At 38.9% G+C, this 12,678-nt stretch carries 12 protein-coding genes; all 12 read right to left on the bottom strand.

Annotated features, from left to right (window positions below):
* Nucleotides 1-17: 17 nt before the first annotated feature.
* From ACFQ1T_RS10690 to epsG, 12 genes are read right to left on the bottom strand one after another with little or no spacing between them, the layout of a single operon-like run.
* Nucleotides 18-1,124, bottom strand: coding sequence for a glycosyltransferase (locus tag ACFQ1T_RS10690; protein WP_379076407.1), 1,107 nt, complete (start codon nucleotides 1,122-1,124; stop codon nucleotides 18-20).
* Nucleotides 1,125-1,154: 30 nt separating this feature from the next.
* Entirely contained in the window at nucleotides 1,155-2,318 is a 1,164-nt protein-coding gene (locus tag ACFQ1T_RS10695; protein WP_379076410.1) for a glycosyltransferase, read from the bottom strand.
* Nucleotides 2,319-2,354: 36 nt separating this feature from the next.
* A complete protein-coding gene (locus tag ACFQ1T_RS10700; RefSeq protein WP_379076413.1) occupies nucleotides 2,355-3,842 on the bottom strand; it encodes a lipid II flippase MurJ in 1,488 nt (495 codons plus the stop codon).
* Entirely contained in the window at nucleotides 3,835-4,977 is a 1,143-nt protein-coding gene (locus ACFQ1T_RS10705; RefSeq protein WP_379076416.1) for a glycosyltransferase family 4 protein, read from the bottom strand. The genes ACFQ1T_RS10700 and ACFQ1T_RS10705 overlap by 8 nt, the downstream gene beginning before the upstream one ends.
* Before the next feature lie 13 nt (nucleotides 4,978-4,990).
* On the bottom strand, nucleotides 4,991-5,554 hold the full coding sequence (locus ACFQ1T_RS10710) for an acyltransferase (protein ID WP_379076419.1): 564 nt from the start codon (nucleotides 5,552-5,554) through the stop codon (nucleotides 4,991-4,993).
* Complete coding sequence (locus ACFQ1T_RS10715; protein WP_379076422.1) at nucleotides 5,551-6,711, bottom strand: glycosyltransferase family 4 protein; 1,161 nt, start codon at nucleotides 6,709-6,711, stop codon at nucleotides 5,551-5,553. The genes ACFQ1T_RS10710 and ACFQ1T_RS10715 overlap by 4 nt, the downstream gene beginning before the upstream one ends.
* Nucleotides 6,704-7,849 (bottom strand): glycosyltransferase, encoded by a 1,146-nt coding sequence (locus ACFQ1T_RS10720; RefSeq protein WP_379076425.1) that lies wholly within the window; start codon nucleotides 7,847-7,849, stop codon nucleotides 6,704-6,706. Before ACFQ1T_RS10720 ends, ACFQ1T_RS10715 begins: the two co-directional genes overlap by 8 nt.
* 18 nt (nucleotides 7,850-7,867) lie before the next feature.
* Nucleotides 7,868-8,884: a hypothetical protein gene (locus ACFQ1T_RS10725; RefSeq protein WP_379076428.1), complete on the bottom strand. Its 1,017-nt coding sequence runs from the start codon at nucleotides 8,882-8,884 to the stop codon at nucleotides 7,868-7,870.
* A 4-nt stretch (nucleotides 8,885-8,888) separates the two neighbouring features.
* Nucleotides 8,889-9,581 (bottom strand): exosortase C-terminal domain/associated protein EpsI, encoded by a 693-nt coding sequence (locus ACFQ1T_RS10730; RefSeq protein ID WP_379076431.1) that lies wholly within the window; start codon nucleotides 9,579-9,581, stop codon nucleotides 8,889-8,891.
* Entirely contained in the window at nucleotides 9,574-10,437 is an 864-nt protein-coding gene (xrtB, locus tag ACFQ1T_RS10735; RefSeq protein ID WP_379076434.1) for an exosortase B, read from the bottom strand. Before xrtB ends, ACFQ1T_RS10730 begins: the two co-directional genes overlap by 8 nt.
* A complete protein-coding gene (locus ACFQ1T_RS10740) occupies nucleotides 10,437-11,789 on the bottom strand; it encodes an O-antigen ligase family protein (RefSeq protein WP_379076438.1) in 1,353 nt (450 codons plus the stop codon). Before ACFQ1T_RS10740 ends, xrtB begins: the two co-directional genes overlap by 1 nt.
* Before the next feature lie 21 nt (nucleotides 11,790-11,810).
* Entirely contained in the window at nucleotides 11,811-12,677 is an 867-nt protein-coding gene (gene epsG, locus ACFQ1T_RS10745; RefSeq protein WP_379076441.1) for a chain length determinant protein tyrosine kinase EpsG, read from the bottom strand.
* Nucleotide 12,678 lies beyond the last annotated feature (1 nt).

The following is a 12,678-nucleotide window of genomic DNA, read 5'->3' on the forward strand; positions in this document are numbered from 1 at the left end:
TCATCCTCTCAGTTTTTTTACTTTTTTGGTGCATTCACAGACTGATTGACGATTGCCATGAATCTATCCAGGAACACATTTTTTTCAAATTGCATGGCATGGTCATGCAAATAGCTAGGGTCAAATTGAAACTTGCCATTTTCCATCGCAAGAATCGCCTGTTCGAGATCCTCAAAGGTTTGGTCAGCAAATAATATGCCTGTTTTGCCATCAACCACAGTATCTAGCGCGCCACCCTTACCATAAGCAATTACCGGAGCACCCGCTGCCATTGCCTCCACAGGCACAATACCAAAATCCTCAAGCCCCGGGAAAACGAGTGCCTTGCAACGCTCTAGATGGTCTTTCACCACATTAAATGGTTGGCGCCCCATTAAGGTTACGTTCGGGCCTGCAGTCTCTTTCAACTTCTCAAACAGCTCACCTTCACCAATCACAACCAAAGGCAAATTAAGCTTATTAAACACCTCAACAACTAAATCAGCTCTTTTATACCCAACCAATTGGCCCAAGCAGAGATAGAAATCTCCTCTAGTACGTGTATGGTCAAATAAAGTGGCATTCACTGGCGGAAACACGACATCTGACTCGCGACGATAAAACTTCTTAATACGACTCGCAACAAAAGTGGAGTTGGCAACAAAATGGTCAACGCGATCAGCAGATGCTCTATCCCAAACCCTAAGCCAATGCGCGATGAAAGGAAATAATGTTCTGATCAAGCGCCCAGCACCTGCAACATATGAATAATACATATCCCACACATATCGCATCGGAGAGTGGCAATAGCAAATATGCACAGCATCCGGTCTGGTAATCACGCCCTTTGCCGGCCCAGACTCACTACTGATAATCAAGTCGTAAGCCGTCAAATCTAACTGCTCAAGCGCCAACGGCATCAATGGCAAATATTTTTGATAATGTTTTTTTGCGCCTGGTAATTTAGAAATAAAGGTATTGTAAACATTGCCTTTAAAATCTGGCCCCAACGTCTTAATAACCAGATCTCTATCACACACATGGATAAACACATCAGCTTGTGGAAACGCAGAGACAATCGCAGATACAACAGCCTCCCCTCCCCGGTTACTCAGCCACCAATAATGTACAACTGCAACTTTCATAGCATGCCTTTAGTTTTTTAAAATCTGGAATCAAAAATCGCCAACAATATCGAGCATTTTTTTTGTACGACGCTCATATGTTTGCTCTTTTGCTGCCTCAAGTCTGGCTTCAAGAGGGATCACTTGTCCTGCTAAGGTTTGTTCTAATGCTTGTACAAATGCTTCGTCAGATTTGGTGATCGCAGCAATATGTTTGCAATTTTTCAAAGCGTTTAACTCGGTTGCCACCACCGGCAAACCCGCTGCCAAATACTCATAAAACTTCATTGGAAACATTGACTTGGTATACTCATTAAGCATGTTAGGCAGAATACCTACATCAAATGCCTTCATATAAGCAGGCAAAGACTGATAAGACTTGGGACCCAAAAAATGAATATTCGAATATTTTTTTAAGGTTGAAACATCGGTCCATGGATCACCCTCCCCAACTTTACCAATCATCACGATGGACCACTCAGGATGCTTAGCAGCCATTTGCTCTAACAGGCTAAAGTTAACCTTGTAACCACTAATTGCACCCACAAAGCCAATCACAGGCTTGCTCAAATTTTTGACATCCTCTGGAACCTCAAGATCACTTTCTCTCGCTTGAGAAAAGTGAGCATAATCGGCCACATTAGAAAAATAATGCGTATTAGGATTTAAAGACTTTCGCGTTTCAAAAAGATGCTCTGCTGTCACAAAGCAAACATCCACACCTTTCACTAACTCAGTCTCAGCCGCCTCAATCTCTTCAACCGGCATCCCAGGTTGTGCCTTGATTTCATCCACGCAGTGATAAACCGTTTTTTTGTAATCTTTAAGATTAAAAAAACGAGTAGTCATCGGGTTGTAGGTCCAAAAAAGACTATCGTTAAAATTTAGTTTCCACAGCCAAAACTTGAGGCCCGTATTTAACAAAAAACGATTTAACTGCTGTACAGCCTTATAGCGCTGCAAAGGAATCACAATAGGTGACCATACCCACACATTTTCCCTTACGTTTTGCGGTGGCCTGATTGCTTTTTTAACCCGCCCCCAAATCCGCTTTAAATCTTGGGCGGATGCAGAGGGTCTCCTCAGGCCCAATGAATCAATGTAAAAAACTCTGTGCCCTGTGCGTGCTAACTCACAAGCAACATGTTGTTTATTAGTCCAGAAGGGATTGTCCCAATCAGCAGTAGAAAGCAATATTAGATTTTCTGATTTCATGCGTGTCCCAAATAAATTATTTGATCTAAATACGAGCTAATGCTTCCTAAGCAAATTGAAATAAGTAACGGCTTCAATCCGTAAAGGTTTTAATATCAAAATCCACGTTACCCAGAAAATAATGGCTTCAATACCTGCAGCTAACACCGTTAGCAATGCAGTCTGTTGAGAAGTATCTAATATATTTTGTAAGAAAAAAATATAAACAAATGCTCCAGATATTAGTAGCCACGAGTTTTTAATAAAGTCTTTAAGTAACCCAAATACAGCTAGAGTGGAAATGAGTAAAATCAAACCATAAATCGTATTTCCCCAACCTAACGCTTTTGCGCCTAAATATTTATATGTAATTAAGTTGAAAATGATATTACCCAACAAAGCCGCTATTGTTATCTTCATAACGGTTTTATTCATCATTTGAGCACTCAGGGCTTTTATCAAAACATATGCGATTGTTTGAGCCCAAAGTCCCCAGGCTATTCCATAAAGTATGTCCCCTGTTGCTAAAGTAGACTCTCTATTAAATGCTCCTCTAGAATAGAGCAGCTCAACTACAGAATATGACTCCACGATTAAAAAGGCAGATATGGGCACACTAATAAATGTTAATAGGCCAATCAAACCTTTGAGCTTTTGAGTCATATTATTTAAACCAATCCCACTCCAGTGAGTTAATCCAGCAAAAGCCAATGGAGTAGAGATCATTAATATCATTGTTTCAGTTACAAACTTCGCATAATCAACAGCGGATATGGCTGCGATGCTAACTAAAGATGCAACCATTCTTTCTATAACAATGTTACCTTGCAAAATAAAAGGCAAAACAACCAAAGGTTTTAATGTTTGCCAGAAAGCCTTTAAAACATCTTTAATTTTTGTGGGAGCAAAAAAGTTAGGTAACGTTAAGAATTCTTGATTTAAAGCACGAAAGAATACCCAAAATAAAAAAAACACATAACTTATGGTAAAGCCCCAAGCCAAATAGGAAAGATTTTTAGACCAAAAAGTTAAAAGTGTCCCTAAGATCATTCCAAGATTTTGTATTAATGGCCTGACAGCCATAGGGACAAAATCTCCTCTCGCCATACATAAAAAAAGAAAAATTGCTGATAACAAATAAAAAGGTATTGCTATCAAAATGACACTAAACATATCTAATGTCAGCTTAAGTGTGTTTGAATCAAGCTCAGGCGCCATCATTCCAACCCACGTTTTTGCAAATAGAAATAAAACGATGGAAAGTAGCAATGAGAAAACAACAAACAGACTGATTAATGTATAAAGTAGTGTTTGAGCCTGCTCTTTATCTGTTTCAAATAGAGACTTATAGGTAGGCACAAAAGCTGTATTTAATGTGTCACTGGTCAAGAAGTTTATAGGCGAAAGTACACCTGTTAGCGAAATGCGATATGCTGCAATAACGCTACCAGTACCAAATATTGCCGCTGTTAAAATCTCACGAATAAAACCGACAAGCTTAGAACTCAAATTACCAACAAATAACTGATATACCGCTTTACGCATTATTTTTCTCAACTAAACATTGCTTGATTAAAGATAAATATTTATCAGCAATGTTTTGCCAGGAATATGATTCCGCAGTTTCTCGTGCTTGCTTACATATTTGAATATAGGAAGCTTCATCTGACATCAGTGATCTGATTTTTTCAGCAATATCATCAGCATCACGCTTTATTAAATATCCGTTGTACCCAGGCTTTACAAAAGCACTAACGCCACCCGTATCCGTGATTAAAGCAGGTTTTGCACAAGCCATAGCCTCTAATCCAACCAGAGGCCACGCCTCAAATGCAGACGGCATAACAAAACAATCGCTTGCGTTAAGTAGATCTGGAATATCCTTTCGAGTACCGAGAAAACTAACGCGATGAGTTAACCCATTATCTTTGCAATAGTTTTTATACTCTTCTATTTTTTCAGCACTGCCACCGCCAACAACCAATAACTTAACGTTTTCTGGCAAATTTAATAAACTATTTACCAAAAATTTTAGGCCTTTTCTATCAAATTCATGGCCTACAAATATCAATACGAAGTCACTCTCCAAGTAGCCTAGTTCAAGTCTTTTTTCTTTTCTAACCATGCTGTTAGGCATAAATTTATTAATATGCACGCCATTGGGAATGATTGTGATTCTACCGAGTGTATTAGGATATGTTTTCTCCATAATTGAAGCATCATTGGCACTAAAACAAACAATATGCTTGTGAATATTTAACTTAAACCTAACCCACTCTCGCACCAATAAATAAAGATGGAGTGGATTACGTAAGAGCATTCTATATGGATGGTCGCTTGCAAATAACATAGCTCGATGCAAGCCATGATTAATATAAATATCACCATATAAGCCATCGTTGTGACAAAGCACCACCGCTTGGTTATTGGATTTGTATAAACGCTTTAACTTTAAACTGCCCCACACACCATAAACAATAATGTCAAATAGCTGGGCGATTTTCTTTAAAAAAAGATTAGAACTATTCTTGAATGAATTGGGGTAAATGTCATCAATTGTAAAAGACCCAATTTCGACATTAGAGGACTTGAGATTCTCACCTAACTCAAATGCAACACCAGATACACCGCCGCCGGGCTTTACCTCTCTGGCGCTTTGAATAACCAATACATCAGTCATTATTAAAACCTCTTTAAATATTCTTTACTTTTTTCGCAGGAGACCCAACATATACAGCATTCTTTTCCAAACTATGCTTAACCATTGAATTTGCACCAATTACAACATTACTCTGAATTTCTGCTCCTCCAAGAAGTATAGCGTTAGCCCCAACCCATACGTTATCACCTAAAAATATTTGTTTTTTCTTATAGCCTTGATAGCGAAATGCTTGATGAGTGCTAATAAAATTATGATCAGAATCAAAAATACAAACGTTAGGCCCCAACATAACATCATTACCAAAATGAATTGACTGATGAGAAACAATAGTTACATTCTTATTCATAAAAAAACCATCTCCAAAGTGAATTACTCCGCCTGAAGAAATAATGTCACAACCTCTACTAATGAAAATTCGATCTCTTGATGCATCAAATGTAATTGACCCATTGTTTAATATTTGAATGTTTACATCTTTATCAATAAACACTCTAAAAATATTTAATTTAATCTGAGAACCATATCTAATTTTCAAAAAAATATTTCTTATCAATCCTAAAAAAAACTTAAATTTGATATATTTTAGATATTTCATTTTCTTACCAAAACTCTCTGGAAAATATTTATATAGTTTTCGGCTGAGTTTTCTAATGTATACGTTACATCAAGTTTGGACTTTCGAATCTGATTCAACTGAACATTAAGAATTGCGCTTGAGATTTCCCCTGGTATTTCTGGATTAACGCCCTGAGAGTTAAATGACATGTGGTTAATATGATTTGATAAAATTACGGGCAATCCAGCAGCTAAAGCCTCCAGCACATTCATGGGGAGACCTTCAACGCGCTTTGTTGTAAATAAAAACAAATCCGCCGCGCTTAAGTAGTCTTTCATTATGTCTCTTTGTATCGACCCAACAAAGTGAATCACATGCTCAACATTTAACTCCTTGGCTATAGCAACTAACTTATCCTTCTCAGGACCATCACCCGCAATAATAAATCTTAGCGAAGAGTCTGTTTTGTAAGCTAAAACAAAACCTCTAATAGCCTCCAAGACCCCTTTTTGTTCATGCAAGCGGCATGCTGAAAATACAACTTTGCAATTATCTGAAATCCCAAGCCGCGTTCTTACTGAGTTACGTGCACTCAAATCAAAAGCAAAGGTATCTTCGTTCACGCCATTGGGTACTAGATAAACTGGTAAGTCCGAGACAATCCATTTAGTTGGACAAGATGAAAGATCTTTGCTTACGGCCTCGCCGATTGCAATAAAAGCATCAAATTTTCTGTAATTAATGTCTTTAAGTAATCCAATCAGATTTTTCACTGACTTTAAAACGCTCACGAAAGTACGTTGTTTTAGTTTTGAAACAAACTCCCCCCATGATGTGCCATGCGCTTGAACAACATAAGCAATTGACGGATCCTGTAATTTTGCGATAGCCATAGCACCAGCACTCACGCTAAGCACTACGTTTGTTTTGCCTTGATACTCTTGCTTGAATACAGCTAAAGACTCCGCCCACCACTGCCTCGAATATTGTCCTTGCGGTGCATTTAGGCAGTGCACTAACACCCCATCAATGACTTGTTTAGACTCTAAACCCTTGCAAGCAGTTGTTAATACGGTGACTACGTGGCCTAATCTAGCAAACTCTCGAGCTAAATCCCACGCAACGGCCTCCATGCCTCCTAGGCTATGAAAAGGCAACCCTCTGGTCACAACTACAATATTCAAAGCGTCACTCATAGCTTTTTAGTAACTCACTATAGATTTGTTCAAGCTTGGCTGTTTGCTTAGAGATATCAAAATTTTCTTCAACATTCTTTCGTCCGGCGCATCCGATGTTTATTCTGAGACTTTTATCTAACAGTAGTCGCTTTAAATTTTCGGCGAGCCCATCTACATCTTTCTCTTCAGATAAAAAACCGGTGACATTATTAATAATGGCTTCGGGTATTCCCCCTGAGTTAAAGCCAACGACAGGCACCCCTTGTGCACTCGCCTCAATATTAACGATACCAAAGCCCTCCATATCACCGTCTTTTGCGGTGACACTGGGGACAGCCATTACCGCTGCTCGCCTCACCCAATCTAACACCACGGAATTAGGCTGCACGCCTAAAAAGAAAACAAGCTCTTGAATACCGAGTGACTTAGCTTCATCCATCAATGCCGGTTTTAGTGGCCCGTCACCAATAATTACCAATCTTGGGTTATCAATGGATCGATAAATTTTTGCAAAAGCCTGCAAAAGATAACTCGTACCTTTTTTTTCGACTAGTCGGCCCACATGTACAATCAGCCCATCTTCACCGGCGTTGCATCGATCTGTTAACTGCTGAGTATCAATGCCAATATAATGTACTTGTAATTTACTCTCTGGGAAACCAGCCTTAATTGCGGCTTGTTTGATAAATTGGGATACACACAAAAAAAGATCACAGCGTTTAAAAAGCTGTCTTTTAAATAATACAAAATTAATCAGGCTAGGGCTGCCTGAAAAAAGCATATTGATATTAGACCTTGTCACATCCATTCCATGGAGAGTCGTGACAAATGGTACAGCAAGTTTCTTAACAAGTGGTACAGCCATCACACCATCTACTGCAAAATGCGCATGCACAATTGCAAACTTTGCCTCCAAACATTTAGGAAGAAAAAGAGATGGAGCTCTAAATAACAAATAGATGAGTGTTTCCCAATAAAACCTTGCGTTGTTGTCAGCGTTTTTGATTGGCGCAATGAATGAAAACTGCTCAGGCTGACCAAATAATGAGCGCCCTACTAACACGGGCTTATATTGTTTATAGTGACTAATTTGTGACTTAATAAAAATTTCTGATGGCTTAAATAATTGTTGCCTAAAGATGGCCGCATTTTTCATAGAGTGACGATGTTTAAATTATTTTTTAAAGATATCTGCAGCATTTTTGGGAGTCACCAGATCATTTTTATAAATTCCAAAATTTGACTCAGTATCCAACAGCCCATCATTTCCATCCAACAGGCCAAAAACTACTACATATTTGAATTTATATTTATCAAACATATAGCTAATGGCATCGGATAAAAATTCTTTTTGCTGATCTTGTGTAATACCATTTGGGCTTAATGCCGTAGACCAGCCAACTTCAGTTGCAGCAAGAGGTAATTGATTAAACCCATCTGTAGCCTTTACTTTGCTAACCAATAGATCAACCAATCTTTTAAACCCATGTATTCCCCACCACTCTCCAGTTCGATATGACACATATGGATGTAACGAAAGCATATCCATATATTTATAAGCGTCGGTCTTAAGGAGCTCTTCAAATTGAGTGGGTTGATTTTTGGGATTAAATCTGATCCCCAAAATTGAATCGTAGCCATTTGTTGAGAAGCCACCACCAATTACGACAGCATCAGGATCAATTGATTTAATAATGGGATACGCCCGCTTAAGCAATACATAATAATCCTTGGCATATCCAGGTGTGGTATTTCCGACCTTACCATTCCACTCATTCCAAATTTGATAATACTTAACCTTGCCCTTAAAATGGGTAGCCATCACTTCAACATATCTCAGGTATCCAGCAATCGCATCTTCACTTAACGGCTTATCTCCGTTATCGTAGAACTTGTTACCATAATCAAGAATAATATGATTGCCAATGCCCATGGAGTTGAGGCGACCAACAACGTTATCCCAACTTCTGGGAACTACAAGTTTGCCTTTTTGGGTTTCTACCTCTTTCCAGGGAGCATCCCATCTCACACTTTGGACGTTCATGGATGAAAGCAACGAAAATTGCTTTTCGTTATAAGGCATATTGGTAGTGAATAAGCGCGCATTAATTCCTAAGTCTTTATCGGCAGCCACCGCGTTAAGATTGCATGCCATAAAAACAGCAAAGATAAAAACACGAATAAATTGCATGGCATTACTCCACCAAATATCGTTTGTAATCGGTATTTGAAATTGAACTAATAAGTTCTGAGGCGAATGCCTCGTTTAATTTAAAAAGATCAGCAGCATTTTTGCCTGGGGCCAGTGGTGTTGAGATGCGCACAAGAATACCATCCAGTACTTTGCCTTTTAAACCCTCTGTAAAGATATGATAACGCATTTTCCAAGGGTTTGAGCTGTATAAATCACCAATACGAATCCAATAAGAGACGGCCTCAGCATATGTGTTATTGCTTGCGACCATTTGTTTACCAGTAACAGATTTATTTTTAAGCGACCGTATACCAAAGTCTGTATCTTTAAGCTCTGAAACAGTAAAGCCTTGCGCTGGGTAGCAAAGGTCAGGTCTATGGACTTTGACTTCCTGCTTTTGTGCGCCCACCCAAGCCAATGTTAATAGAACGACCTGGCCATCCTGATTAACGTATTCTTTGTTAACTACTTGATCATAGGGTCCGTAGCCGTTAGTGTTGCCTCTTTCATCAGTAAATGCTGCAACTTGTAGCCGAGTAGTCTTTATTTCTTGCCAATGTCCAAATGAAGCTGGAAGTATAGTTTGGATTTTTATCGGATCTTTGACGTGCTCGTAATCTGGCCTTAAAGCTATGGATGCTAAAAAAGACAAAATCAGAAAAATACTACAAATTAATACATGACGATTAAGCATGAGCGGCCTTTTTTCTGCGCTTTAATACGAACTCAATGAAACTGTCGAGCGAAATAATTAAAACCAAAGCGGTCATGAACAGTACCATTCCCGAAAACTCGTGTACAAAGCCTTGACCGACTTCATCACCCCAGTAATAAGTAATCAGTGCCAACAAAACCACCCGAATAATATTAGAGGTAAAGCTAATCGGCACAATCATCAAACCGAGTGCAAGATTTCGGCGAATCGATTCATGACCGATTACATTAATATAAAACAGCCCCAGCCCTTCAAGGGTAAAGAGTGAGTTCAAGCCCGCGCAAGCATCCGCCACCATAAGCCGATACTGACCAATATTAAGCACAACGCCATCACGAGAAACCGGATATCCAAGCATGTACAGAAGCTCGTCTGTGGCCCATGAAACGCCTATTTTCATAGGTAAAGTAATAATATCAACTAATGAGCCGGGCAAAGGAATCATGAATAGGCTAAAGAAAAAGGCAAACCAAAGCTTTCTTGTAATCGATGTGCCTAATAAAATAATACTCAAGGCAAACAAGATTAAATCAATCGAGGCAACTTCTACAGTAGCTAGCTCTTGTGACCTGCCAAGCGCATATAAGGTTGTCGCTAGAAAGAGTAAAACATAAGCAGCAAGATTAAATGAGGCCTTGGGGGCAGTGTTAATATTTTTGAGCTTGAAATAAAAAAACCATAAAGTCATTAGTAGAACAATTGGTCCGTGGGACTGACTATCTACTGTCCAAAGCCCTGTAGACAGGGTATAGAAGGTTGGACAAGCAATTAGCAATATCCCAGCGAGGATTGGCCAATATGCTTGCATTATGTTTTTTAATATTAACTTGTTCATTACAACTCATTATCTTTAATAAATTGCTGACGTAAACTATAGCCCACCAACATTGCCATGAGCGGTGTAATGTGAGCCTCTCCAATCAGGCCAAAGTTTTCACCTTGAGCCTGTATAAATACCCATATTGATCCAGCCAAAACAGCTTTTGCAACCAGAACCACTTTTTCATTTGGTAAAGAAAGCTTTTTGAGGAAAAATCTCAAATATGAAACCGTAAAATACAATGCTGCAATCAACGCAAAAAAACCACTCTGGTTCCAAATAATCAAGAAAGCATTATGTGCGGGTAAGTTTGATCTGTATCCGTTTAAATAAGCATAGCCTGCAGACTCAATTGCCCAACCACCAAAACCTAACCCTTGAATCGGGTGTTTAATAAATTGGTCCAGCGCAAACTGCCACATCACAATACGGTCATCAAAAGTGGAAGCTGTAGCATCTCCAAAGCTTGAGCCCGCTAAAAAGTACTTAACAATAAGAATTGCGATAAAACTGAATATCAGAAAACCAATGATCAAAAGGGCTGAACCAATGGATGACCTTTTAGAAAAAAACAGATCAATAAAAATCATCAGAAAAGGCATACCCACAGCCATCATAATCGCAGCTTTAGAGCCTGCAAAAAAAACAACGACAAATAAAAATATGGCATTCAACTTGAGTAACTGACTATTAACTGCCTTTGCAAAATACCATGAAGCGACTGCAGCAAAACCGGTTAGGGCTGCTGCAACGTTTGCATTTACAAAAAAACCACCCGCCTTATCAGGACTGTAAACATTATTGGGTGAGACGTACAAAAAATCATTTAGTACATTCTTAGAGATAAAAAACTGTGAAACCGCTGATCGAAGAAAACCAAACTCTATTGAGGGCGTAACTCTGAAAAGAACAATTAGTATCCCATTAACTGAAACCAGTAATAAACTGAGTTTAATTACCTTTTCAACAGTTGATTGTTTGATTTCTGTGGAAAAAGCAAAAGCAAGTGCTACGTTTAAAAAAACAATTTCATAAAGAACATAACGTATGCCTTCAACTGGATTCGGTGACCAAGCAATACTAATGAGTCTGATCAACTCCAGCACAATGAATGCGTATACCCAAGGTATTTTTACTTTAGGGATATTTAGCAATGATTTAATGGAAAAAATCCCAGAGATAAAACTGAGAGAGAAGAATATCCCTCCCACTGGGAATGTATAGATTTGCAGTGTGGAAAAAATTGTAGAAACAGAGGCGAATCTAAAAGGTTTGAAATATAGGACTATTGATAAGCCAGCTGCAATGATTAATAAAGCAACAGCTAAATAAACACCCCAAAACAGTAAAGCGATCAATAAGTCCATTGGTTAATCATTACGCAGTAATTAAAAGCTATTCACAACAGCACCGATCACCGTCGCACCAGCACCTGATATTTGAGATTTCAAAGTTTTCATTTCATCAATTTTGGTTTGATTTAACCGTGAAACTAATACCGCGCCGCGTGTAATAGATGACAACATCTGAGCATCGGAACTTTCTCTAAATGCTGGGGTATCTACGATAATTACATCAAACATAGAACTTGCATATTTAATAAGTTGTGCAAAATTACTTCGTCCGATGAGCTCTTGCGGGTTAGGCGGAACCGTTCCTGCACCTAATACTGTTAAATTGGGGAAATCCGCGATCACTTTTAATGCTTCAGTACCTGGCGTGCGATCAGCAAGAATATCTGACAGCCCATATGACTGCTTGAGGTTGAAGATTTTATGTTGGCGTGGCTTTCGCATATTGCCATCAATGAGCAACGTTTTTTTACCCAATTGTGAAAAAACTACTGCCAAATTGGCTGCCAAATAACTTACACCTTCACCAGCATTGGGCGAGACGACAGTGAAGGCTTTAAAACCTTCGTTAATCCATCTAAAAAGTAATTGACTTCTCAAGGCTCTAAACGACTCAACCTCTGTAGAAAAGGGTTGATATGCAGCAACAAGCTCTGTGCTGTAAGTTAAATTAGCCGCGGGTAAGTAGGCATATTCAAATTGCTGGGACAAAATATATTGAACATCGTCGTCGGTAATGAGACCTAAAAGTTTAGCCGCGTCACCAAACTTAATCCCCTCCTCTTTTTGCTTGCGCAAAATCTTGTCTGTATCCTCTGGGGTGATTTTCCCCATCTCAAGCAACATTCGCCCTATGGTAGATACATTTGCATTCAGTTTTGAATCAACGATTTGATTGCTCATA

It is taken from the genome of Methylophilus glucosoxydans (assembly GCF_042676145.1).
GTDB lineage: Bacteria > Pseudomonadota > Gammaproteobacteria > Burkholderiales > Methylophilaceae > Methylophilus > Methylophilus glucosoxydans.